The organism is Paracoccus seriniphilus, from assembly GCF_028553745.1.
GTDB lineage: Bacteria > Pseudomonadota > Alphaproteobacteria > Rhodobacterales > Rhodobacteraceae > Paracoccus > Paracoccus seriniphilus.
The window spans coordinates 17,929-40,806 of the sequence record NZ_CP067130.1 but is presented as its reverse complement, the minus strand read 5'-3'; the positions used below and the strand labels follow the sequence as shown (position 1 = coordinate 40,806).

General features: G+C 59.5%; 17 protein-coding genes and 10 pseudogenes. 11 read left to right on the top strand and 16 right to left on the bottom strand.

The window, feature by feature from the left end; translation table 11 throughout:
* Window positions 1-87 precede the first annotated feature (87 nt).
* Complete coding sequence (locus JHW44_RS13835) at window positions 88-735, top strand: IS6 family transposase (RefSeq protein ID WP_143811501.1); 648 nt, start codon at window positions 88-90, stop codon at window positions 733-735.
* 273 nt (window positions 736-1,008) lie between these two features.
* Here JHW44_RS13835 and JHW44_RS13830 read toward each other — a convergent pair whose 3' ends face one another.
* A complete protein-coding gene (locus tag JHW44_RS13830) occupies window positions 1,009-1,923 on the bottom strand; it encodes a LysR family transcriptional regulator (protein WP_089345915.1) in 915 nt (304 codons plus the stop codon).
* 199 nt (window positions 1,924-2,122) lie between these two features.
* Between JHW44_RS13830 and JHW44_RS13825 the strand changes: the two genes are divergently transcribed.
* From JHW44_RS13825 to JHW44_RS13805, 5 genes are read left to right on the top strand one after another with little or no spacing between them, the layout of a single operon-like run.
* Window positions 2,123-3,175, top strand: coding sequence for an ABC transporter substrate-binding protein (locus JHW44_RS13825; protein ID WP_089345914.1), 1,053 nt, complete (start codon window positions 2,123-2,125; stop codon window positions 3,173-3,175).
* Between the two features lie 56 nt (window positions 3,176-3,231).
* Complete coding sequence (locus JHW44_RS13820; RefSeq protein WP_089345913.1) at window positions 3,232-4,281, top strand: ABC transporter ATP-binding protein; 1,050 nt, start codon at window positions 3,232-3,234, stop codon at window positions 4,279-4,281.
* The gene (locus JHW44_RS13815) at window positions 4,278-5,120 is read left to right on the top strand and encodes an ABC transporter permease (protein WP_089345912.1); all 843 of its coding nucleotides are present in this window, start codon (window positions 4,278-4,280) and stop codon (window positions 5,118-5,120) included. Before JHW44_RS13820 ends, JHW44_RS13815 begins: the two co-directional genes overlap by 4 nt.
* Window positions 5,117-5,908, top strand: a complete 792-nt coding sequence (locus JHW44_RS13810) for an ABC transporter permease (protein ID WP_089345911.1) — start codon at window positions 5,117-5,119, stop codon at window positions 5,906-5,908. Before JHW44_RS13815 ends, JHW44_RS13810 begins: the two co-directional genes overlap by 4 nt.
* A gap of 30 nt (window positions 5,909-5,938) precedes the next feature.
* Window positions 5,939-7,084, top strand: coding sequence for a DUF917 domain-containing protein (locus tag JHW44_RS13805; protein ID WP_089345910.1), 1,146 nt, complete (start codon window positions 5,939-5,941; stop codon window positions 7,082-7,084).
* 139 nt (window positions 7,085-7,223) lie between these two features.
* Here the strand turns inward: JHW44_RS13805 and JHW44_RS13800 are convergent.
* From JHW44_RS13800 to JHW44_RS13775, 6 genes and pseudogenes are all read right to left on the bottom strand, one after another.
* Window positions 7,224-7,358: pseudogene (locus tag JHW44_RS13800) on the bottom strand (electron transfer flavoprotein subunit alpha/FixB family protein); the annotation flags it as partial.
* Between the two features lie 53 nt (window positions 7,359-7,411).
* Window positions 7,412-7,675, bottom strand: a pseudogene (locus JHW44_RS13795) (IS6 family transposase); the annotation flags it as partial.
* Between the two features lie 107 nt (window positions 7,676-7,782).
* Window positions 7,783-8,337, bottom strand: a pseudogene (istB, locus tag JHW44_RS13790) (IS21-like element helper ATPase IstB); the annotation flags it as partial.
* A 559-nt stretch (window positions 8,338-8,896) separates the two neighbouring features.
* Window positions 8,897-9,540: pseudogene (locus JHW44_RS13785) on the bottom strand (IS6 family transposase).
* A 114-nt stretch (window positions 9,541-9,654) separates the two neighbouring features.
* A pseudogene (locus tag JHW44_RS13780) lies at window positions 9,655-9,903 on the bottom strand (transposase); the annotation flags it as partial.
* Between the two features lie 103 nt (window positions 9,904-10,006).
* Window positions 10,007-10,897 carry a LysR family transcriptional regulator gene (locus JHW44_RS13775; protein ID WP_089345909.1) on the bottom strand — a complete coding sequence of 297 codons (891 nt, stop codon included), beginning with the start codon at window positions 10,895-10,897 and terminating at the stop codon, window positions 10,007-10,009.
* A 132-nt stretch (window positions 10,898-11,029) separates the two neighbouring features.
* On the opposite strand from JHW44_RS13775, the gene JHW44_RS13770 reads away from it, so the two are divergent.
* The 3 genes and pseudogenes from JHW44_RS13770 to JHW44_RS13760 all read left to right on the top strand — a co-directional run.
* Window positions 11,030-12,061: a fatty acid desaturase gene (locus JHW44_RS13770; protein WP_089345908.1), complete on the top strand. Its 1,032-nt coding sequence runs from the start codon at window positions 11,030-11,032 to the stop codon at window positions 12,059-12,061.
* 47 nt (window positions 12,062-12,108) lie between these two features.
* A complete protein-coding gene (locus tag JHW44_RS13765; RefSeq protein WP_089345950.1) occupies window positions 12,109-12,417 on the top strand; it encodes a MocE family 2Fe-2S type ferredoxin in 309 nt (102 codons plus the stop codon).
* A 174-nt stretch (window positions 12,418-12,591) separates the two neighbouring features.
* Window positions 12,592-13,023 (top strand): annotated as a pseudogene (locus JHW44_RS13760) (IS5 family transposase); the annotation flags it as partial.
* 143 nt (window positions 13,024-13,166) lie between these two features.
* Here the strand turns inward: JHW44_RS13760 and istB (JHW44_RS13755) are convergent.
* A pseudogene (gene istB, locus JHW44_RS13755) lies at window positions 13,167-13,988 on the bottom strand (IS21-like element helper ATPase IstB); the annotation flags it as partial.
* Window positions 13,985-15,238 carry an IS21 family transposase gene (gene istA / locus JHW44_RS13750; RefSeq protein ID WP_089346206.1) on the bottom strand — a complete coding sequence of 418 codons (1,254 nt, stop codon included), beginning with the start codon at window positions 15,236-15,238 and terminating at the stop codon, window positions 13,985-13,987. The pseudogene istB (JHW44_RS13755) and the gene istA, both read right to left, overlap by 4 nt.
* A gap of 141 nt (window positions 15,239-15,379) precedes the next feature.
* Between istA and JHW44_RS13745 the strand changes: the two are divergent.
* A pseudogene (locus JHW44_RS13745) lies at window positions 15,380-15,832 on the top strand (IS5 family transposase); the annotation flags it as partial.
* A 22-nt stretch (window positions 15,833-15,854) separates the two neighbouring features.
* Here JHW44_RS13745 and JHW44_RS13740 read toward each other — a convergent pair.
* Window positions 15,855-16,546, bottom strand: a pseudogene (locus tag JHW44_RS13740) (IS6 family transposase).
* A 77-nt stretch (window positions 16,547-16,623) separates the two neighbouring features.
* Here JHW44_RS13740 and JHW44_RS20530 point away from each other — a divergent pair.
* A pseudogene (locus JHW44_RS20530) lies at window positions 16,624-16,740 on the top strand (ABC transporter ATP-binding protein); the annotation flags it as partial.
* Window positions 16,741-16,800: 60 nt separating this feature from the next.
* Here the strand turns inward: JHW44_RS20530 and JHW44_RS13735 are convergent.
* From JHW44_RS13735 to JHW44_RS13710, 6 genes are read right to left on the bottom strand one after another with little or no spacing between them, the layout of a single operon-like run.
* Entirely contained in the window at window positions 16,801-17,454 is a 654-nt protein-coding gene (locus JHW44_RS13735) for a cysteine hydrolase family protein (RefSeq protein ID WP_089346041.1), read from the bottom strand.
* A 1-nt stretch (window position 17,455) separates the two neighbouring features.
* A complete protein-coding gene (locus JHW44_RS13730; RefSeq protein ID WP_089346040.1) occupies window positions 17,456-18,235 on the bottom strand; it encodes an N-formylglutamate amidohydrolase in 780 nt (259 codons plus the stop codon).
* The gene (locus JHW44_RS13725) at window positions 18,232-19,125 is read right to left on the bottom strand and encodes a branched-chain amino acid ABC transporter permease (protein WP_089346039.1); all 894 of its coding nucleotides are present in this window, start codon (window positions 19,123-19,125) and stop codon (window positions 18,232-18,234) included. The genes JHW44_RS13730 and JHW44_RS13725 overlap by 4 nt, the downstream gene beginning before the upstream one ends.
* A gap of 1 nt (window position 19,126) precedes the next feature.
* Window positions 19,127-19,840 (bottom strand): ABC transporter ATP-binding protein, encoded by a 714-nt coding sequence (locus tag JHW44_RS13720; protein ID WP_089346038.1) that lies wholly within the window; start codon window positions 19,838-19,840, stop codon window positions 19,127-19,129.
* Window positions 19,841-19,853: 13 nt separating this feature from the next.
* On the bottom strand, window positions 19,854-21,005 hold the full coding sequence (locus JHW44_RS13715; RefSeq protein WP_089346037.1) for an ABC transporter substrate-binding protein: 1,152 nt from the start codon (window positions 21,003-21,005) through the stop codon (window positions 19,854-19,856).
* A gap of 29 nt (window positions 21,006-21,034) precedes the next feature.
* Window positions 21,035-22,813: a branched-chain amino acid ABC transporter ATP-binding protein/permease gene (locus JHW44_RS13710; protein ID WP_272850334.1), complete on the bottom strand. Its 1,779-nt coding sequence runs from the start codon at window positions 22,811-22,813 to the stop codon at window positions 21,035-21,037.
* Window positions 22,814-22,878 lie beyond the last annotated feature (65 nt).

Here is a 22,878-nt window from a genome sequence, read left to right as displayed (position 1 = left end):
CGCGCGCGTGATATGTCAGCGTTGTCAGGGAGTTGGCGAAAGGCGGTTGACGTGGCTGAGTTCAAGGGCGTGCATTATCCGTAGTCCGTGATCCTGCACGCGGTTTTCTTCTACCTCCGCGACGCCGTCTCTTACCGTGACTTGGAGGAGATCATGGCAGAGCGCGGGGTGAAGGTCGACCATGCCACGCTGAACCGATGGGTGGTAAAGTTTGCGCCGCTGATCGCATCCCTGGCGCAAGCGAGGAAGCGGCCGACCGCCCCATCTTGGCGGATGGACGAGATGTACATCAAGGTGAAGGGCCGCTGGACCTGTCTTTACCGGGCCGTGGATCGCGACGGACAAACCCTTGATTTCCTGCTTTCCGAACGCCGGGATCTGTCCGCTGCCCGGCGCTTCTTCAAGCGAGCGATCGGCACCAACGGCGTGCCCGACCGGATTGTGATCGATAAGAGCGGTGCCAACCTGGCCGGCCTACAGGCGGTGAATGTAATTCTGAAATTCACCGACAACGGGCGCACCATCGAGGTGCGGCAGGTCAAATATCTCGACAACATACTGGAACAAGACCACCGCTTCATCAAGCGGATCACCGGCCCGATGATGGGCTTCAAGGCTTTTCACTCGGCGGCCGCCACCATCGCAGACATCAAGACCGCCCATATGATCCGCAAAGGTCAAATCGCGACCAACGGCGCAACCGCATTCCAGACCTTCGCGGAGCTAGTAGCATAACTCTGTCCGCAGATCAGGCTATGCCGACACTCGGCAAAGTTTGCGACAGAACCCGGCAAGTCGCCAGAAGTTAATCCCCACATCTCCATGAAGAGGGAGCCGATCATGTCATCGAAACCCATTGAAAATCAATGGATTCCGCACTAGGTAAATCATGCATTTTTCCGAGTTTCCCCGAAGCCGATCAAAGCAGGACCAAGCTACGGCGGATATTCAGGTATGCATATTTTGAAGTTCTGATGTTTGCATAAGAGCGGCCATATGCTGTACGCGTCACGCGGGAGTGCCGTGCCCAAGTTCGTCCCACAACTGTTGGGCGCTGTCACTGAGAGCCGCCGATTTCATGCGCACGGCATTGAAGCGCGATACAACTTGATAGGTACTGGGGGCGACGGCAACCAGATCTCCCGAATCAACCCATTGATTTACATAGTGTTTTGGAATCAGGCCGACATGTGTTCCGGCAAGCGTCAGATAGACAGTCGATTCGACATTTCCCTGCGAAATATCGGCGGCTTCGTCCAGCAGCTGCATGTCCAGCCCGCCACCCATCGGGTTGGTGATAAAGCTATGGGCTGAAATCTCGGCCTTCATCAGCAGATCGGTCAGCTTCTCTGGATCGCTTTCGTTGCCACAAGGGTGGTCGGGGGTGCAGAACAAGCCGCTGAATTCATCGTAAATATATTTCATTTCAATATCTTCGGGAAATCTTCCATCTGTTCCAACCCCGACAATTGCCATATCGAGCCGACCCGCCCGCAGCTCCGTCAAGCAATCAAGATAATCGTAGACGCCGATCCTCACGGTCGTCTTGCCTCGGGCGCAGACGCGCCTGACCGCAGCGGCCAGCGGATTCGCGGGATCCGTTACCAGACTGTCCACAACCCCGATGCGGATCAATCGCTGGGTCTTGCCGCCGATTTCATTCAACCGGTCGGCAAAAGAATCGAGGTGATCGAGCATCCGATTGGTTTCATCCAGCACCTGCTGTCCTTGAAATGTCAGCGAAAACCCCTTTGGTCCGCGATGGCACAGCCGCACATTCAGCCGCCGTTCCAGATTGGCGATATGGGAGCTGATCGCCGGCTGGCTGATCCCCAAAACGGCCTGCGCTTTGACAAAACCGCCGGATTCGGCAACGGCCTTGAAGACCCGTAAAAGTCGCAGATCAATATCCGAAAGCTTCATGGGGACTCCCCTTCCATCGCCGCTATCATCCTGATAAATATCATTTTTACATGAAATTCCTGAACTGGAAACGAAGAAAACGCGCAAAGGGGTTGTCTTTGTCGCAGGCTCTGTCTAGCTTCCCTGCCAGATCAAGCATGCATTTTTCGACTTCCCCGACCGGTTCTGAGAGATCCGAAACCATATTCGCGGGGAACGAATGCCTAATTCAATTATACATATCGCGCTGACGACAGCGCTTGTTCTGGGTACCGGCCATGCCGCCTGCGCCGAGGAAATCACCGTCAGCGCATGGGGTGGTTTTTTCGAGGAAACGCTGCGGGAGGTGATTTATCCGGGCTTTACCGAGGAAAGCGGCATCACGGTCCGTTCGATCGCGCAACCAGCCGATCAGGCATGGCTGACCCAGTTGACCAATGCCGCAAGGGCCAAGACCGCACCTGCCGATGTCTCTCTTGTGGCAGAGGAAGTTCTGATCCGTGGCAAGGATATCGGTCTTTGGGCTGAGCTGGACGGTGCCAATATCCCCAATACCGCGACATTGATCGACGGCTTTGCCATGTCCGGTGACGAAGGCGGCTTGTATGGCATCGGTGCGCTGACCTGGTACACGACATTTGTCACTAATACCGATGCTTTTCCCGAGGCACCGACAAGCTGGGCCGATCTGTGGAACCGCGACTGGGATGGCAAGCTGGGTATCACCTCGAATTCGAATTCCGGCCTGATGGAGGCCACCGCCCTGACCTTCTTTGGCGGTTACGACATCATGGAGACCCGGGAGGGGCTTGAGCAGATCATCGCGAAGATCGCCGAACTGAAACCTCAGGTGCAGCTGTGGTATCGCGATGAAGGCCAGTTCCAGCAAGGACTTGAGGCCGGTGAGCTGACCGGCGGGCTTTACTACCATGACGTGACCACGCTGTCGGCCAAGGACGGTCTGCCCGTCGCTTCGACCTTTCCCAAGGAAGGCGGCATTCTGGGCGAAGCCTATTGGATCGTCCCGCGGGATTCCGAACATGTCGGGGCCGCCGAACAGTTCATCAACTATATGATACGTCCCGACGTGCAGGCCGAACTGGCGCGCAATCTGGGCATTGCCCCGGTCGCACGACGCGAGACGATGGATCTGTCGGATGAGGAATTCGCAGCCGTCGCAAGCACGGGCACCCCGATCCGCATGCAGACGCATATTCACCTGCGTGAGAGAGACTGGCTGACCGATGCCTATCTCGAGATGATCTCCAGGTAATATTTGGAGGTCGGCCCAGCTGCGCGCCGACCTCAGTTTCAGCAAAGAAATTCCCCATGGCAACGCTATCGCTCAAGAATATCGAGAAAAACTTCGGAACCTTTCAGGCGCTCAGGGATGTGAATCTGGAAATCGGCTCGGCTGAATTCATCTGTCTTTTGGGCGGATCCGGCTGCGGCAAGACCACGCTACTTCGCATTATCGCCGGGCTTGAAACACCAACATCGGGTGAGATGTTGCTGGACGGGACCGACCTGACTCGGGTGGACTGTCACAAACGCAATGTCGGGATGGTTTTTCAAAGCCTTGCGCTATTTCCACACCTGAATGTCGGCCAGAACATCGCCTATGGTCTTGAGCTGCGCGGCGTGGGTAAGGCCGAACGCATGGCCAGGGCGACAGAGCTTCTGGATGTCGTCGGTTTGTCCGGTCTGTCCGATCGCCCGGTTTCGGCCCTTTCAGGCGGCCAGCGCCAACGGGTTGCCATTGCGCGGGCGCTGGCTATTCAGCCGGCCCTGTTCCTGATGGATGAACCCTTCAGTGCGCTTGATGCCGGGTTGCGCGAACATCTGCAAATCGAGGTGAAAAAGCTGCAACGCAAGCTGGGCGTGACGACGATATTCGTGACCCATGACCAGAACGAGGCGATGTCCATTGCCGACCGCATCGTCATTCTGAACGAGGGCCGGATCGAGCAGGCAGGCACTCCGACCGAGATCTATTCACGCCCACAGACCCGCTTTGTCGCTGATTTCATGGGCACCAACAATATATTCACCCCACGCTTTTCCGCTGGCGGCACGGTCATGCTGGACGATTTACCGCTGGGGACGGCACGCGGGGCAATGGCGACGCTGGAGGGCAGACACACTGTCGCGGTGCGCCCCGAATACCTGTCCCTCCGACCGGCCGGGGCAGACAGCAACGGGCTGGTCGGAACCGTCGATTTCGTGCGTCTGCTTGGCGCTTCCATTGAAACCGAACTGAGCGTCGGAGACCGCAAGTTCATTCACACGATGGTATCGGACAGGCCACCGGAATTCGCGGTGGGCGAAAAAGCCGAAATCCATTTCGATCTGGACCATGCTTGGATCATCCCGTCATGAAACGTCTCAGCCCCGCACATCTGATCGGGCTTTTCCCTCTGGGGATGATGAGCCTGTTTTTCCTCGGCCCACTTGCCTTCATGATCGTGGTCAGCTTTTACAAGCGAGACCCTCTCGGCTTCTACGATGTGGCCTTCGTCTGGGACAATTACGCCAAGTTCTTTTCGTCCTTCTACTACACCATCTCCATGCGGTCGGTGTGGTCCTCGGCTCTGGGAGCGGTGATCGTGGTCCTGCTGGCCTTTCCCGCAATATATATTATCACCGATATGAAACGGCGCTGGCAGCTGTTCTGGATCATCCTGCTGTTGTCATTGATGTGCCTGAGCGAGGTGATCCTGGGCTTTGCCTGGCTGATCCTGCTGTCCGAAAGCTCGGGCATCCCGAAATTCATGGGCTGGATCGGCCTGTGGCAGGACCCGCATTCGCTCTCGCCCAGCTTTGGCGCGATGATCATCGGCTTCGTGACGCTGGGATTTTCGCTTGTGGCGCTGATGTTCTATCCGCAATTGGCGCAACGTGATCGCAGTATTGAAGAGGCGGCACTGACCCTTGGGACTTCTCCGCCACGCGTCCTGACCAGGGTCGTCCTGCCCAATTACCGCGGCGCCATCATCGGCGCAGTCGTCACCATGTTTGTCTATTTTCTGGGCGTTTTCGTCATGCCCACCATGCTTGGTCGGCCACAGGACTGGAACATGACGGTTATCATCACCGACAAGGCGGTCGGGGATGCAAACATGCCGCTTGGCTCGGCTCTGTCGGTCATCATGCTTCTGTTCACACTGCTGATCATCGGTTTGCTGATGCTCGCCTCTCGCAAGGAGCACCGGTCATGAATAGCTTTCTCAAACGGCTGTTCGTTGCGCTGATCGCTGCGGGGCTTATCCTGCCCTTCCTGATCGTCGCAGGCGTGTCCATCAACGCCAACAGCAACATTTCCTTTCCGCCGACCGAACTGTCGCTGCAGTGGTACACGGTCCTGTTCACCGACAAGGACTGGCTGATGCCGATCCGGAATTCACTGGCGATCGCGGTAGTGGCGGCGCTGGTCTCGGTCAGCATCGCGCTGGCGGCGAACTATGTGCTGTGGCGACTGAAGTCCGGGTTTGGACGGCTGGTCTTTGCCCTGGGAATCGGGCCGTTCATGCTGCCGCCGATCATCATCGCGATGGGAGCTAGCGTCTTCTGGGCCGAGATCGGCATGTATGGCCGGATCGAGGCGACGATCATCTCGCATGGGGTATTCTTCGTCACGCTTCCGTTGGTCATCATCTCACGCGGTTTCGCAACCCTGTCGGACGATGTCGTCGAAGCATCGCGCACCATGGGCGCGACGCCGTGGCAGACCTTCAGAAAGGTGATCTTTCCACTGGTGCTGCCCTATATCGTCACCGGCTATGCGCTTGTCGCGATCATCAGCGTCAATGAATATCTGATTTCCTATATGGTGTCGGGCTTCGCTGTCGAAACCCTGCCGATCCGCATCTTCAACAATGTGCGCTACGGCTACACGCCCGTGGTGGCCTCGGCCGCGATGGCCTTTGCCTTGCTGACCGTCGCCGTGCTGCTGGTGCTGTCAATGATTACCGATCTTCTCAAGCTTCTCGGGGCACCACGCAACTGATCGCGTGATATGCCAACTAAAGGACTGACCATGAAAATACTTTCGCGCCAAGATCTGCAAGATATTCTGTATGGTGCCACAATTCTTGGAACCGGCGGCGGCGGCGAGTTGACCGAAGGCTTCAGGCTGATCGATGACGCCCTGTCCAAGGGCAAGGAATTCAAGATGGTTGCGCTGGACGAGGCACCGCGGGACGCGCTGGTCTGCACCCCTTATATGCTGGGGGCGATCTCGGCCCTGCCAGCGGATCAGGAAAAATTCTATGAACGGCTGCCCCGTATCACCGAACCCTCGATTCTGGTGGCCTATCGGCGCTTTCAAGAGTATCTGGGCCGCCCGTTCTACGGCACGATTTCTTGCGAACTTGGAGGCTCGAACACCGCGGTCGCCTTTTATGCCGCCGCCATGTCCGACGCCTTTATTATCGATGCCGATCCTGCCGGCCGTGCCGTGCCGGAGATTACCCATTCCACCTATTATATCGAAGGCCTGCCCGCTGCGCCGATCGTGATGGCCAATGCCTTTGGAGAAACCATCATCTGCGAAAATGTCATCGATGATGCACGCGCCGAACATATCGTGCGCGCCCTGTCCATGGTCAGCCGGAACGATATTGCCGCCATTGATCACGCGCTTGAAATTCGCGAGATCCGCGACGCGGTGATCCCGGGCGCGATCAGCATGGCATTGCAGATGGGCCAGACCTGGCGAAAGGCCCGCGCCGACGGAGTCGATGCCGCCGCAGCCATTGCGAAACAGGGATCGGGGATTGTGGCCTTTCGAGGCGTGGTCGACGACAGCAACTGGAAGACCGAAGACGGCTTTACCATTGGCAATATCTCGATCAGCGGCCGCGGAGATTTCGCAGGAGACAGCTATCGGATCTGGCTCAAGAACGAAAACATGATCGGCTGGCTCAACAGCACGGTACATGCGACGATACCGGACATGATCTGCATGATCGACACCGATACCGGGGAACCCGTCACCAACCCCAATTACCACGCCGGTCAGAATGTGGCGATCGTCATCCTGCCCGCGCCGGTGCCGTTCACCTCGCCAAAAGGATTAGCCGCATTCGGCCCCGCCTATGCAGGTCTGGATCAGCCCTACCGCCCAGTAGTTCCCCCCTGCGCACCCGGAGTTGCAACGTTCGGCGACCGAGGTGACGGGTAGGACCATCAATGTAGGCGGCTTGGTCAGGTTGTTGACGCTGACCTGTGCTCGGGGGCGTTCACATCATCAACGCCCCCGAGCGCTATTCGGGCAACGCGGTCTGCAAAACACAGGCTGACCACAAATGAAATTACCCCGGCTACAGTATCCCTGTCAGTTCGGGCAAGGCATCGAACAGATCCGCGACAAGGCCGTAATCCGCAACCTGGAAGATTGGTGCTTCTTCGTCCTTGTTGATGGCGACGATGATCTTGCTGTCCTTCATGCCTGCCAGAGGTTTTGTCAACTTAACTCGCCGGCCGCGAAGAGATGGCCGGTCTTGGAGCGTCAGATGTTCGCGGCCTCCTTCCAGGCGTCGAAGGCTTCCATTCTGTGATAGCGTGTTGCGTTTGCGGAACGACGGCGGGCAGGTATTGAGAAGCGGTTTCTGGCGGCAGACTGGCATGTTGCAAACCGTTGCAACCCGCCCGGAGCGCGAAAGCCTTGCATGCACCGCTCTCGTTTTCGAAACGGCAAATGGCTGTTCTCGGCCCGATTGTTCAGGCCTTTGTGGGAGCGATGTTCAAGTCCGGACGCGATCTCGCGTCTGGCCTGCGCATTCTGGGCTTCGCGGACAGCCATTCCAACGGCACGCGGACAGTCATTCCGGGGTGCGCGGACAAAGCTCGCGCGGGATGCTGAGCGTTTGATCTGACATCTCAGGTGTCGGTTTGTTCGTCAACGGTTTTGGCCACGGGGGCATCGCGGGTCTTGCGCATCGACGGGCCTTCGAGAGGCAATCTGTGCGCGTTGTGGATCAGGCGATCGAGGATGGCGTCTGCGAAAGTCGGTTCGTCGATGATGTCGTGCCACGCATCGACCGGCAGCTGGCTTGTGACCAGCGTTGCGCCGTTTCCGTAGCGGTCTTCGACAATTTCCATCAGGTCCCGACGTTGCGGCGCGGTCATACGTTCCGGCCCCCAATCGTCGAGGATCAGCAGGTCCGCTTTGACGAGTTGGCGAAAGATGCGCGGGAAGCGCCCGTCGTCGTGGGCGAGCTGCAGTTCCGAGAATAGGCGTGGCAGGCGCTTATAGATCACGGTGGCATTGTCGCGGCAGGCTCTCTGCCCCAGGGCGCAGGCCAGCCAGGTTTTGCCGACACCGCATGGCCCGGTGATCAACAGGTTCCGCTTCTCTTTGATCCAGCGCCCGGTGGCCAGTTCTTGGAAGAGCGCCTTGTCCAGACGGCGCGGTGATCGGAAGTCCACGTCCTCGTTGCGTATTGTCAGCTCGGCCTGCCCCCAGAGCGACCGGTCCAGCGTCCGCACAAACGGATAGGACAGAAACGCAGTGCCCATGGCTGATGTTACGTCGATATCCGGCGCGCCAGCGCCACCGTCCGGGTGTTGGCGCAGATAAACAAGGCTGTAGCCCGCGCTCAGCCCGCTCGATCCGACCGGATAGCTTTGCATCATCTGGACCAGTGACATCCGGTCAGGGTGTTGCGGTGTAATGACGCCGGTCAGGGTGGTCGTCTCGAACCCGTGCAGGGCGTCGTTAAAGGTCACCACATTGGCCATCTGCAATGGACCGACAGTGTCCGAGCCCAGATTGTCCAGCCCGATCACGCCCTCGCTGCGATCCTGTGCAATCTTCAATCGCAGCAGCCCGCCGCCCGTCGCGCCTTCGGGGCGCACGAAAGTGCCTTCTATCGAAAGCCCGGCAAGGTCGCTCATCAGCAAGAGTTCGCGCTCGGCGGCCTTTACCCGGATGGGGAGCATGGGCATTGCCAAGTTATCTGACGTGGATTGGAATAAGCGTTCGACCGCGCAATCAGGCCGATAGTTCGGCAGCATAACCTTCCCACAGCTTGAACGCGTCGGCTCTGGCATGGCGGTAGGAGAGAGTGGAAAGGCGATAGCGGCGGGGACGAAAGATCGTACTGATTTGGTCATGGGCGACGAGAAATCGTTGCGCCTGGCGTGGTGACTTGAACCCACCCATCATCTTTTCCCGCTTTCGCGTCGGCCGGTGTGACCCTTCGATCCGGTTGTTGAGCCCCTTGTGCGCCCGATGGTCGGCGCCCGGCGCGATGGCCTTGATCGGCCTGGTATAGCTGCGCAGCTTGTCCGTGATCACGACACGCGGTTCGCCATAGGCAGCAACCAGTCTCGGCCAAAGAAACGCTTTGCGGCTTTGGCATTGCGGCGAGGCTGGATCAGAATGTCGAGTACATCTCCATTGCCATCGATTGCGCGCCACAGCCAATGTTTCACGCCGTTGATCGGGACGACCACTTCATCCATATGCCATTTGTCATGCGGCCGGGGCCGGTCGCGTCGGATACAAGCCGCGAACTGAGACCCGAAACGGTTCACCCAGAGACGAACCGCTTCACGACTGACGATGACGCCACGCTCCGCCAGGAGGTCCTCGACATCCCCCGTGCTGAGAGCAAACCGATGATATGCCCACACCGCATAGGCGATGATTTCACGAGGGAAACGGAAGCCCTTCAGCCGCGGCAATGAGGTCGGTATGGTCATGCTACCGCGCTATCCGAGAAGGACAACGCGATCAACTTGGCAATGCCGTTCCATCAACTGCCGCTCGGACCGGACCGAGAACAGGATCTGCAGCAGGCTGGCTCGGATCAGTCGCTCAGGTGCAATCGAGGGGCGGCCGAAATCGATGTACAGCGCTTCAAACTCGGCGTCCAGGCTGGCCAGCGCATCATTCACCACCTGCCTGATCTTCCGCAACGGATGCCGCGCCGGGATGCGCGCCTCCAGATCCACATAGCTGAACAGCGAACCGCTCGTCTCGTCCGTCCCGCGCATCATCACCCCCGCCATTGCCGCGACGAGGATGAATCATGTTCTCAACCAGCTGTCGAGGTGGGACTATTTCAGCAGCCTGTTAAATCGTGGGATCAAACAATGATCACTTGATTGACGAAGCGGCTGACAATGCTGTGCATTGTCCAGTCAGCCAAGTCGTAAAAGCGCGTGTCGACGGGGTTTGCGCACGAGGCGCGATTGGCATGAGATAATATGCTTCTGGCATATCGATTGCTGCTTCGGACGCGCGCACCAAACTACCTTGGGCGATAAGAGTGTCGGTTACAGTCTCATGTCCCAGGGCAAAAGCAGCGCCATTTTGAGCAGCGCTCAGAGAAACGGCATAAGTCGAGGCTGAGTTGACACGTTTGCCTTTCGGCATTTTCTGGCCAGTCCGTCGCGCCCAACTTTGCCAGTTTCCCTTCATTCCAAGGCAGTCGAAAAGCGGGTAGTCGCGCCAGTCATGCCCGGCAAGAGCAGGAGCGCATACTGGAAAGCAAGTGTCATGGCTCAGTCGCTGGCAATTGATGGTTCTTTCAAGATCATGACCAAATCGGATTTCGACATCCGCAGATTTGGCCGTCCGTTCCACATCCCAGAGGGCCGAGTTGATATTGATGGTTAGCCAGGGGAATTGAGATATCAGGCCGGCCAGTCGTGGCGCCAGCCAATAGACCGAAAATGCCAGATTGCATTGCAAGGTAAGAACTTTACCCCTGTCACCGCCGATCAACTCTCGGGTTCCGTGATGCAGCAGTTCCAGTCCCTCCTGAACCGTTGGAAGATAGCTTTTGCCTGCCACGGTGAGCTCAAGCTTGCGTCCATGCCGCACGAACAGGGTCATGTTCAGATGCGTTTCCAAGGCTTTGACATGCTGGGAAACTGCAGGCTGGGATATGTTCATCTCACGTGCCGCACCAGTGAAGGAACGGTGGCGCGCAGCAGCCTCAAAGGCCCGTAACCAGTTTAGTGGGGGGAGCGTGTTATCTGTCATGGCAGCAGATTATCCATAAGCTCAGCTTTTGAGTATTGAAAAATATCGAAATTGTATTCGGGACCAAAGCTGAGGTCTGATGATGTCAGAATGCGCCGCTAGCGCACGGCTTCAAAAGGCACGAGGATTCCAATGACATCTGAATATGTGGCGACCAATGCAGCGTCTTCGGGCATATCCGTTGACCGGAAAAAGTTGAAATCTCTTGGTAGACGCAGTGACCGCCCCGGCCTCGTCTGGTTGGCCAAATGGGCGGTGCTGATGACGGCTGGCGTCTTGGCGGTCCATTTCACATGGGGCACGCCATGGGCCGTCCTGAGCATGGGATTTTACGCCTTTGTGCTGACAGTCCCAGCCTATGCTCTAAGTCATGAGACCGCGCATGGAACGGCCTTCCGAACGCGCTGGCTGAATGAGCTCATGTTGTGGGTAAGCTCCTTCCTGTATTTTGGAGAGCCCTATCATCGCCGCTATGCCCATACGAGCCACCACACAAAAACGTGGCATGTTGGCGACGATGCGCAGATGCCTTTCGACACGCCTATGACATTTGGCGGTTGGCTGTCTGAACAATCTGGCCTGCTGCTGTTCTGGTATGAAGGCAAGATCATTGTCGCCCACGCATTCGGTATCGTCGGGTCAGAAGCGCGCCGCTATACGCCCGAGGGCGAAATACGTCGATTGATCCTGGGCGCGCGCCTGTTTCTTGTGGGATATGTATTGGTCGGCGCCGCGATCGCTGCTGGTCAGACATGGTTGCTGATCTACTTCGTGATCCCGCGAGTTCTGGGCGGACCTGCGATGCAATTCTTTACCACGATCCAGCATGCCGAGCTGCAGGAAAATGATCCCTCTATCGTGAAATCGACGCGGTCATTCGCACCTTCGGCCCTCAACCGTTTCCTGTACATGAACATGAACAATCATATCGAACATCATCTGTACCCGCAGATTCCCTTTTATTCGTTGCCGGATCTGCATGACGTCGTCAAAGATCAACTTCCGGCACCTGATCCCGGCCTGATCCGGACCAATCTGGAACTGCTAGGCGTGGTGATCCGCCGATCGCTCGGGCGCAACACCAAGGCGCCGACGATCCGCCAGGCGCCTCATATGATCACCAGCGGAGGCTTCGAGCCTATCGCCAGGGCATCCATGCGCTAGACACCGACACATGGCTAATGAATGCAAAAATGAATGGGAAAGATAAGATGACCGATTGGGTATACGCATGTGCTGCCAGCGATATAGATCAGGAAGATCTCATTCGATGGGACTATCATGGCAAGAGCTATGCCATCTACAATACAGAACGGGGGTTCTTTGCAACGGATGGCATGTGCACACATGAAGCGCAGCACCTCGAAGACGGGCTTGTGACAGGTATGGTCATTGAGTGCCCATTGCATCAGGGCCGGTTTGATATCCTGACCGGCAAGGCATTGTCCGCTCCTGTCTGCGTAGATCTACAGACCTATCCTGTCAAAGTCGAGGCAGGGCGCATTTACGTTAAAATTTGATCGTTGGAGTGTATTGAAAATGGGGGGGTCTGTCGCAGACTTTGCCGAGTGTCGGCATAGCCTGATCTGCGGACAGAATTATGCTACTAGCTCCGCGAAGGTCTGGAATGGGCGCTGTTGCACATCTCGGTGAGGGGGATTCACTGAGCGCGTTCTGACTGTTAGCTCGAAGGCATGCCAAAGCCTTCCCCAACCCGCTACCGCACGACGAACTGGTCCGACTACAACGCGGCGCTGCGCAAGCGCGGCTCGTTGTCGGTCTGGTTCGATCCCGAGATGGTTTGGCATGGCGGCAAGACCGGCAAGCGCGGACGGCCCGAGACCTTCTCGGACGCTGCGATCCAGACATGCCTGACCTTGAAGGTGCTCTTCGGTCTTCCGCTTCGGCAGACGGTCGGGCTGGTCGAAAGCCTGATCCAGATGGCGGGGCTCGACTGGCCAGTTCCGGATTATTCGACGCTGTGCCGGCGGCAGGCGCGGATCGCGGTGCAGGTCCCATATCGCACATCTGGCCAGCCGCTGAACCTGCTTGTCGACAGCACCGGCATCAAGTTTCGCGGCGATGGCGAGTGGCAGGCCCGCAAGCATGGCCCATCCCGCCGAAGGTAATGGAGGAAAGTCCATATCGCCATGGACGCGGGCACCGGGGATGTGCGCGCTGTAAATGCTGGATAGAATTTCCCCGGAAGTGCTGGCGCAAATTTCCCTACCTCGCGGGTACGGCGATCAGCCGCGAGGATGATCGGCACCTCCGTTTTTGGTGGGCGGCCGCGCCGTTTCGGCGGGAGCGGCGGTGCAATGCTGGCATGGGCGCGGGTGTGCTCGGGGATCAGGTCAGCGTGTTGGCGCAACCGGTAGCTGGCACCCTCGATCTGGACCACGACGGCATGGTGCAACAGGCGGTCCAGCAGTGCGGTTGCGGCCACGGGGTCCCCGAAGACTTCACCCCATTCGGCAAAGCCGCGGTTTGACGTCAGGATCATCGCCCCTTTTTCGTATCGCGCGTTGACCAGCTGGAAGAACAGGTTGGCGCCGCCGCTGGTGATGGGAAGGTAACCGATTTCATCGACAATCAGCAGAGACGCCCGGGCGTAGAACCGCAGCTTCTCAACCAGGCGGCCCTCTCGCTCAGCCTTGGTCAGCGCCTCAATCAGCTCGGCCAAGGTGCAGCGGTAAACACTGCGCCCCGCCTTCACAGCTGCAACACCGATGGCCGTGGCGAGGTGGCTTTTACCTGTTCCCGGTGGGCCAAGGAAGTGCAGCACCTCTGCGCGCTGGATGAACTCCAGCTGGGCCAGCGCCATGATCCGGTGGCGGTCCAGTGATGGCTGGAACGAGAAGTCGAAGCTTTCCAGCGTCTTTATCGGGGTGAGGCGCGCTGTGCGCAGCCCAACACCGATCCGGCGGCCTTCCCGGAGGTTCAGTTCTTCGGTCAGCAACTCGTCGATCGCCTCGATGGCGCTGATCTCGCCCTTCTCGAGGCGGCTGAGGGTCTGGTCCAGCGTCTCCAGGGCCCGGGCCATGTGCAGGCTGACAAGGCTCTGGCGGATCCGTTCGGTCACCGGGGTCATGGCCGGCCCTCCGATATATTGGCCAGCCGGCGGCCCACGGCTTCATAAAAGGCCAGAGGGCGCCGTACGACCGGGCCATCGGCAGGGGGCGACGGGAGTTGGACGGCCCGCCGTGCGGCTGGAATGGGCTTGCGATGGCCGGGATCGACCCGGCGCTGGTTCTTGCCCTCCAGCACCGGGTGGCTGGCGATCAACTGGCCATCCTCAAAGATCCGGACTTCGGCCGCATGGTTCTGAACCTCGACGATCCGGCGCCGTGTGGTGTCGGGCACGCTGTATTGATTGCCGCCAACGGCGACCATCCCCTCCTGGCTGATCCGCCGTTCGACGGTCAGAACCGCTTCGTATGGGCGCGCTGGCAAAGTCAGGAGCTGCGGTTTCTCCTCGGTAAAATGCTCATCGACAATCCGCTGTGTCGTGGCATGCACGCGAGGATCGGCGATGCTTGTGCGCCAGTCCTCGAACTGCGCGTTCAGATCGTCCAGATCGCGGAAACTGCGCCCGAGGAAGAAGTCCTGCCGCACATAGCGGAACGGCCGCTCGACCTTTCCTTTTGTCTTGGCCCGATACGGCTGGCAGGCGCGCGGCGCCGCCCCATAGTGGGCCAGCAATGCCACCAGAGATGCGTTGCAGGTCACGACCCCAGCAGCGTCCTCACCGATGACAGCGGTCTTCATCCGGTCGTAGAGGATCTCGGTGCAGGCTCCGCCCATCGCGTCGAACGCGGCGATGTGACAGCGCATCACCGTTCCCAGCGTCTGGTTCGGGCAGAACCGCCCCCAGAGCCAGCGGCTGTGCCCAAGCACCATGCTGAACAGCCAGACCTTTCGAATGACGCCGGGCTCGCATATGAACTCCACTTGGAACTCGGCAAAATCCACCTGGGCCTGCTTGCCTGCAGCCGTCTCGAAGCGGCGTTCGAACTGCCGCGGCACTGCGGGCCGGATCAGACGGAGATATTCCGTCAGCGTGGAATAGGCCCCTTCATACCCCATCGCCTTGATCTCGCGATGCAACCTGCGCGCTGATAGACCAGGGAACGCTTCAAGCCGCTCGACCAGATAGAATTGGAACCGATCTGCCAGCCGATTGCTCGGCTCCCTTGGTCCATAAACCGGGGCCTCAAGGCCCCGTTCCAGGTATTTCCTTACCGTCTTGCGATCGAATCCGGTCTGCCGCGCGATTGCGCTGATGCCAAGCCCCTGCCGCTTCAATTCCAAGATCATCACGATCTCCCTCAATCTCACCACCTGCGAGCCTTTCCACTGGCCTCTACAGGGGAATTATGCGTGACCGATGATCAGGGGGCATGCCCCCTGATCATCGGCATCGGCGCAAAACTGGGGAATTTTCATCCAGCCGTTTTGGGAAGATTACGTCCAGCACTCACACGCGCGGTCGAGTTCACCTCGAGCCGCCAAGGCGACAGCCCACTACTGCCGGACCTGCTGGCGCAGATCCCCCCGGAGGAGGCGATCGGCACGGTCACCGCTGACGGTGCCTATGATACACGACGATGCCATGGCGCGATCATCGGCCGAGGTGCCGACGCGGTCATACCAATCCGGCGCAATGGCCGTGCCTGGAAAGAAGACTGTCCCGCTGCCATCGCACGAAACGAGATCCTGCGGGCAACCCAGCGTTTGGGCCGGACGCTCTGGAAGAAGTGGACCGGCTACCACGTCCGAAGTCGGGTCGAAGCTCTGATGAACTGCCTGAAGCTCTTCGGCGAGCGGATCATGTCACGAGACCCCGACCGCCAGACCGCCGAAATCCAGATCCGTATCGCCATCATGAACCGCTACTCGGCCCTCGGGCGGGCCGAGATCGAAGCCGTCCGCTGAAGAAAGGCGGGAAAGGGTCCAATCATGCCCGGGGCTGCATTATACAACATCGCCTCTGGAATGCGGTTGCGCCGTTGGTCGCGATTTGACCTTTGCGGATCATGTGGGCGGTCTCGATGCCCGCGATGGTGGCGGCCGCCGAGTGAAAAGCCTTGAAGCCCATCACCGGGCCGGTGATCCGCTTGATGAAGCGGTGGTCCTGTTCCAGTATGTTGTCGAGATTTTTGACCTGCCGCACCTCGATGGTGCGCCCGTTGTCGGTGAATTTCAGGATGACGTTCACCGCCTGCAGGCCGGCCAGATTGGCACCGCTCTTATCGATCACGATCCGGTCGGGCACGCCGTTGGTGCCGATCGCGCGCTTGAAGAAGCGCCGGGCAGCGGACAGATCCGGCGTTCGGAAAGCAGGAAATCAAGGGTTTGTCCGTCGCGATCCACGGCCCGGTAGAGACAGGTCCAGCGGCCCTTCACCTTGATGTACGTCTCGTCCATCCGCCAGGTTCGGGCGGTCGGCTGCTTCCTCGCTTGCACCTGGGCCGCTATCAGCGGCGCAAACTTTACCACCCATCGGTTCAGCGTGGCATGGTCGCCCTTCAACCCGCGCTCTGCCATGATCTCCTCCAAGTCACGGTAAGAGACGGCGTAGCGGAGGTAGAAGAAAACCGCGTGCAGGATCACGGACTTCGGATAATGCACGCCCTTGAACTCAATCACGTCAACCGCCTTTTCCCAACTCCCTGACAACGCTGACATGTCACGCGCGCGCAGAAAGTCGAAAGTTTGCGACAGTACCGCCACATGCCCCCTATACCGAGCTGCTGCTGTCCTCGGTCCCGGAAATGGACCCCGACTGGCTGACCCGTCTTTTGCAGGAACGCCAGACGCTGGCCGCGCAACACCCCGGCTGACCCCCGGCTGCTGGAAAACCGCGCCGCCGGAACACGGCGTGGTTTTGGGCGTTGCGCCGGTCAGACCCCGGCGGCAACGTCCTGCAATTCGGCGACCAGCTGATCGGTCGTCACCTGACGGCAATAGCCCTTGATCGCCCGCAGCGAGTTGTCGTGCCGTTCCTGACTGTAGGTGAGGCAGGCATCGGTCACCTGCGTCACCAGATAGCCCAGATCGCAAGCATCGCGGATGGCGCTTTCGACGCATTGATCGGTGATCAGCCCGCTGATGATCAGTTGCCGCACACCCAGATTGCGCAGGATATAGTCGATATGTGTCGAGACGAAGACCGATGACGAGGATTTCGGCAACAGGATTTCGTCCCCGACCGGCGCGATGGCGTTGATCACCTTGCCGTCCCAGGATCCCTTGGGCACGTTGAAGCCGGTAATCTTGTAATCCAGACTGCGGTCACGCCCGTCCAGTGTCAGGCTTTCGATGGTGGTATACATCACCTCGACACCCGCCGCGCGACTGGCCGCCTGCAGACGCTGCATCTTCGGCACGACATGGTTTTCAAGCCGGTCGAAATACCAGCCATATTTCTGCTCCAGCTCGGACTCGGACAGGCCGGCGAATTCCGCGCCTTTGCGGTCGGCACCGAAATTCTGCACATCGATGAACAAAAGCGCCGCCTGTAGGGGCAGGATGGGAACTTCGCGGGTCAGTGTCATCTCAGATATCCTTCATGAAATCGGAAATCGCGGCAGAGAGCAGCCCGGCCCAGTCGCGCTGGCCCTGCTCTTGCCCGATCCGGTCGTTACGTATCTCGATCAAGCTGTGGGGCAGACCCCGCGCCTCGCCATGCCGGGGCACGAACCAGTCGGATTCTTCCTCGATCTGATAAGGCTCGTTCATGCCGATGGCCATGCCGGGGCGACGGGCCTGAACATGATCGCGCAGCGCGGCAGAGGTGCGGGTATCCTTGCGAAACAGGAAGCCCAATTCCCAGGGGCGCGCGACCCCGCCGAAAACCGGCGTGAAGCTGTGGATCGAAAACGCCGCGCGCCGGGGGGCGGTCTGGAAAAGCCCGTTGGCGGCCTGTTGAAACGGGGTGAAGATCTCATCCACCCGTGCCTGACGCGCAGAGGGCGTCAACTCCCGATTGGCGGGCACCGCCACGCCATCGCTGATCTCGGGCATCGCGTCAGGGGCGTGGGGCGGACGGTTGCAGTCGATCACCAGCCGGGAATAGCGCTGGATCACCAGCGGCGCGCCCAGAATCTGCGCCATGTGACGGGCGACCGCCTCGGCACCGATATCCCAGCCGATATGCGCATCCAGATCCTGCCGCGAGATCCCCAGGCCCGCAAGCCGCTCGGGAATGGCCTGCCCGGCATGTTCGCAAAACAGGACCACGGGACTACGGCTGTCGGCATTCACGATCTCGACCGGATTTGGATCGCGCCCAGTCAGCAGGCTGAAACCTGCCTCATTCATCTTGCCGAGAGTCATACTTTCACCGCCTTGAGTACGCTGGAAGGAATAAGTCCATTGGGCCGGAACAGCAGAACCATCACGACAATGCCCAGACCGATCGGATCACGGAATTCCTGCAGTTCAGGCGGCAGGAAGGCGGCAAGATAGACCTCGATGAAGCCAAGTGCGAAACCACCGGCAACCGCGCCGCGCAGGCTGCCAAGGCCACCCAGAATGGCGGCGATAAAGGCCTTCAGAACCGGCGTGAACCCCATCAGAGGATCGACCGAACCGCGCTGACTGACCCAGAGGACGGCCGCCACGCCAGCCAGAAGGCCGGACAGGGCGAAAGCCCCGGCGATGACGGTATTGGCCCGGATTCCCATCAGCCGGGCGACGGCGAAATCCTCGGCGGCGGCGCGCATGGCGATACCGGTCTTCTGATGATTCATGAAGCGGTCAAGGAAGAGCAGCATGATCACCGTCGCCACGATAGCGACGATCTTGTTCACGCCGATCACCAATCCACCGATGACAACGCTCTCGGACAGGAAACCGGGAATCTGCACCACTTGCGAGCGGGGCGAGATCAGGTTCTGAAACAGCACCTGCAGGATCATCGCCACCGCGAAACTGGTGATCAGCATCGTCGCGCCCGATCCGTTGCGCACCGGGCGAAAGGCGATCCGCTCCATCAGCACCGCCGCCACCATCGAGGCGGCGATTGCCACCGGAACCGACAGGACAAAGGGCAGCCCGGCCAGCCCGCAATACATCAGCGCATAGCCGGCAATGGTCATCAATTCGCCATGCGCGAAATTGATCAGACCCATGATCGAAAACACCACTGCCAAGCCAAGCGCCAGCAGCGCATATGTTCCCCCGAGCGCAAGCGCATTGGCGCTTTGCTGCAAAAACAAATCCATCTCATTCTGCTCCCAGATAGGCGGCCTGAAGCCGACCGGCCTGCGACAATTCCGCCGCGGAACCGGATGACACGATCCGACCACCCGACATCACATAGCCGCGGTCGGCGATCTCCAGCGCCATCCCGACATTTTGTTCGACCACGACAAGCGTGACCCCCTGATCGCGCAGCACGCCGATCAGGTCGAAAATCTGTTCCACGATCTTTGGCGCCAGCCCCAGCGAGGGCTCGTCCAGCAACAGAAGCCGTGGATTGCTCATCAGCGCCCGCCCGACTGCCAGCATCTGCTGCTGACCTCCCGAGAGGGTGCCGGCATATTGCTGCCGCCGCTCATACAGGATGGGAAACAGCTCATAGACCCGCTGCCAGGCTTCCGAAATGGCATCGCGGCTGCGGATGGCATAGGCACCCATGCGCAGGTTTTCCTCGACCGACAGGGTTCCGAAGACCCGCCGCCCTTCGGGCGACAATGTCATGCCCATGGGCGCCAGCCGTTCGGGCACAAAATCGGTGATATCCGTGCCGTCGAAGCTGATCCGCCCCGTTGTCACCGGTACCAGTCCCACAAGAGCATTGAGGGTAGATGACTTCCCGGCACCATTGGCGCCGAGAAGCGCGACGATTTCGCCTTGGTTGATCTCGAAATCGATCCCGCGCACTGCCTCGACAGCGCCGTAACGTATTTGAAGCGAGTTCACAGACAGAAGCGGCATCTGGGATCCTTTCCTATTGCATCCGCGGTGCGGGGATCAGCGCGGGATCCGGCGTCGGTTGGCTGACAAGTTCGCGCGCGCCCTGATTGACCCGCACCAGCGAGACCTGGCGCACGGGCATGCCATTCGTGCCCTTGTAGGTGATCATGCTTGTCGCGCCCTGCACGTCTTCCAGATTGGCCATGGCATCACGCAGCGGCTGTGCCTCGGTCGAGCCGCCAGCAATCACCGCCGCCTCGAAAACCTTGATCAGGTCGTAACCGATGGCGTTGAACACGGTTTCCGGCGGCTTGCCGTAGCGCGCTTCGTATTTGGCATTGAAAGCTGCCAGCGGGCTATCTTCGGTGGCATGACCGGCGGTGGTGAAAACCAGCCCCTCGGCCACGTCCCCCAGCGAGAATGTCGTCGGGCTGTCGATCCCGTCCGAACCGATGATCTGGCTTTTCACGCCTGCCGCGCGCAGCGCCTTCAGCATCGACGGGAAATCCGGTTCATAGGCCGCGGTCATGATGACATCGGGTTGCGGATCAAGCGCGGCAATCCGCGTGGCAATGGCCGAGAAATCCTGCTGGCCGATCGTATAGGTGTCATGGCCCAGCATCTGGCCGCCCAATGCCTCGAACACGTCTTTGAAGTAGAGCGGCATGGTCGTGTATTGAGAGTCCTGAGAATAGATGATGTAGCCGTTGCGATGCCCTTGCTCATAGGACCAGCTTGCCGAAACGGTGGCCTGAACATTGTCGCCGGGGAAATTGGCGAACATGTAGTCGCCGCCGATTTCGGGCAAGGTCGGCGAGGACGCACAGGTCGAAACCGCCGGAATCTGCGCCGAGGTGACCACCCCGATCGCGGCAAGTGACGGGTCCGCATCGCATGGCAGGATCAGCACCGAGACCTTGCGGTCGGCCAGTTCCTGAACCGCGATAGAGGTTTGCGCTGCGTCCGAGCGGACATCCTTTTCGATCAGTTCGATCATGATGTTGCCATCGATCCCGCCGGCGTCATTGATCTCGTCTACGGCGATATGCACGCCTTCCATCACCGGTGCGTCGAAAGGTGCCAGCGCGCCGGTCTGCGCGGTGGCGACCCCGACAGTCAGGGTCTCGGCCATGGCAGGGCCGGTAATCCCGACCGCCAGAACCGTTGAAATCAGGAATTTTCTCATTTTTAATCTCCCTTGTTGGTTGGTCTTTTTCAGTTTTCTTTACCGCGACCCAGATAGGCCTCGATCACGGCTGGATTCTTGCGGATCTCGTCGGGGCTGCCTTCGGCGATCAGATGCCCTTCGTTCAGGACGGCAATGCGTGTGCAAAGCTGATTGATCAGATGCAGGTCGTGATCGACCAGCAGGATGCCCAGACCCAGATCCCCGGCCAGATCGCGCAGACGGTTCATCAGGTCCTGCGTTTCTTCGCGGTTCATGCCTGCCGCGGGTTCATCCAGAAACAGGATCGAGGGCTGACAGGCCAGGGCACGGGCGATCTCGACACGGCGTTGATCGCCATAGGACAGCGTGCCCGCATCCTCCATGGCCTTGCCGGTCAGACCCAGCCGCTCCAGCGCCGCATGGGTCCGGGCCGCGGCATCGCGCCCGCCCTTGGTGGAGAGCGCCGCCGCCAGAACATTCTGACGCACGGTCAGATCGGAAAACAGGCGGATGTTCTGGAATGTGCGGGCGATGCCATGCTCGGCCACATCAGGCGAGGACAGGCCGGTCAGCTCGACCTCGCCGCGCCGGATCGTGCCACTGGTTGGGGCAATCACACCGGACAACATGTTCAGGCAGGTGGTCTTGCCCGATCCGTTCGGCCCGATCAGGCCGACGATCTCGCTTGGTGCGACCTGCAACGAGACATCATCCACGGCCCGCAGCCCGCCGAACTGCATGATCAGGTTTTGCGCGCTCAGTGCCGTTCTGTCCTGCGCAACGGGGGCGACCGGTTCCGCCGAGACTGTGGCGGGAACCCGGAAGACACGCTCTTCCCATTCCTTCGTTCCGGTCAGGCCATTGGGCTTGCGGAACATCGCAAACAGGATGATCAGCGCGATGCCGATCTGGGCGGTCCCCAATACCGGCGGCATGTCGAACCCGCCAAGGGAAAACCCGCTTTCCAGCCGTCGCAGCAATTCCGTCACCACAGTGATGACCACGGCGCCGGTAATCGCGCCGGTAACGGTGCTCATCCCGCCCACGATCAGCATGGCCAGCAGCAGGAAGGTATCGACGAAATAGAATTTCTTGGCACTGAAGGCCCCAAGGAAATGCGCCAGCAGCGCGCCTGCCAGGGCCATCACTGCCGCGCTGATCACCCAGGCGATCAGGCGTTCGCGGCGAATATGGATTCCGACGGCACCAGCCGAAATCGGATCTTCCCGCCCGGCCCGCAGCCGCAGACCGGAGACCGAGTCCCGATAGAGCCGCGCCACCACCAGCGCGAGCACGCAGCCGATGGCCGCCGTCCAGACGCCGGTCTCCCGTGGCACGCCAAAGAAGGATTGCGCGCCCCGGGTCACATCGCGCCAGCCGATGATGATCCCGTGCACGATGATCAGAAGACCCAGCGTGGCAATCACCGCCGCCGATCCTTCCAGCCGCCCGATCGCCCATCCGACCAGCAGCGCAACCGCCGCAGTCAGCAGAATGGCGACCAAGGTGGCGGGAACAAGATCAAGCTGGGTGGCCGCCAGCCAGTCCGGCAGTTTGGGCAAGGTGGCGGCCTTCAATTGCGCCGGCAGCGTCAGAATTGACGAGACATAGGCGCCTATCCCCATGAAGGCCAGATGGCCAAAACTGAGGATGCCGCTGTTTCCGGCGTATATTCCAATTCCGGCAACTCCAATCAGCGAAATGAAGAAAACCGTTAAGATCCGCTCACTTGCCCCGCCGAACGCACCGGCGATCAGAACAGCAGCAATGGCGGAAAAGGCAATCGCTGCAATCGAAACGATAAGATGCAAGCGGGGCGAAGTCATCATGGTCAGTCTCTCCCTCGTGGTGGCCATAAAGTTTGATATATTTTTTCCATAGTCAATATTTT

Coding starts and splice junctions, on each gene's coding strand:
- JHW44_RS13820 (WP_089345913.1), top strand. CDS start 3,232: ATGGCAACGCTATCGCTCAAGAATATCGAGAAAAACTTCGGAACCTTT.
- JHW44_RS13715 (WP_089346037.1), bottom strand. CDS start 21,005: ATGAGAAAATTCCTGATTTCAACGGTTCTGGCGGTCGGGATTACCGGC.
- JHW44_RS13770 (WP_089345908.1), top strand. CDS start 11,030: ATGACATCTGAATATGTGGCGACCAATGCAGCGTCTTCGGGCATATCC.
- JHW44_RS13735 (WP_089346041.1), bottom strand. CDS start 17,454: ATGACACTGACCCGCGAAGTTCCCATCCTGCCCCTACAGGCGGCGCTT.
- JHW44_RS13830 (WP_089345915.1), bottom strand. CDS start 1,923: ATGAAGCTTTCGGATATTGATCTGCGACTTTTACGGGTCTTCAAGGCC.
- JHW44_RS13765 (WP_089345950.1), top strand. CDS start 12,109: ATGACCGATTGGGTATACGCATGTGCTGCCAGCGATATAGATCAGGAA.
- JHW44_RS13775 (WP_089345909.1), bottom strand. CDS start 10,897: ATGACAGATAACACGCTCCCCCCACTAAACTGGTTACGGGCCTTTGAG.
- JHW44_RS13805 (WP_089345910.1), top strand. CDS start 5,939: ATGAAAATACTTTCGCGCCAAGATCTGCAAGATATTCTGTATGGTGCC.
- JHW44_RS13720 (WP_089346038.1), bottom strand. CDS start 19,840: ATGCCGCTTCTGTCTGTGAACTCGCTTCAAATACGTTACGGCGCTGTC.
- JHW44_RS13725 (WP_089346039.1), bottom strand. CDS start 19,125: ATGGATTTGTTTTTGCAGCAAAGCGCCAATGCGCTTGCGCTCGGGGGA.
- JHW44_RS13810 (WP_089345911.1), top strand. CDS start 5,117: ATGAATAGCTTTCTCAAACGGCTGTTCGTTGCGCTGATCGCTGCGGGG.
- JHW44_RS13710 (WP_272850334.1), bottom strand. CDS start 22,813: ATGACTTCGCCCCGCTTGCATCTTATCGTTTCGATTGCAGCGATTGCC.
- JHW44_RS13825 (WP_089345914.1), top strand. CDS start 2,123: ATGCCTAATTCAATTATACATATCGCGCTGACGACAGCGCTTGTTCTG.
- JHW44_RS13815 (WP_089345912.1), top strand. CDS start 4,278: ATGAAACGTCTCAGCCCCGCACATCTGATCGGGCTTTTCCCTCTGGGG.
- JHW44_RS13730 (WP_089346040.1), bottom strand. CDS start 18,235: ATGACTCTCGGCAAGATGAATGAGGCAGGTTTCAGCCTGCTGACTGGG.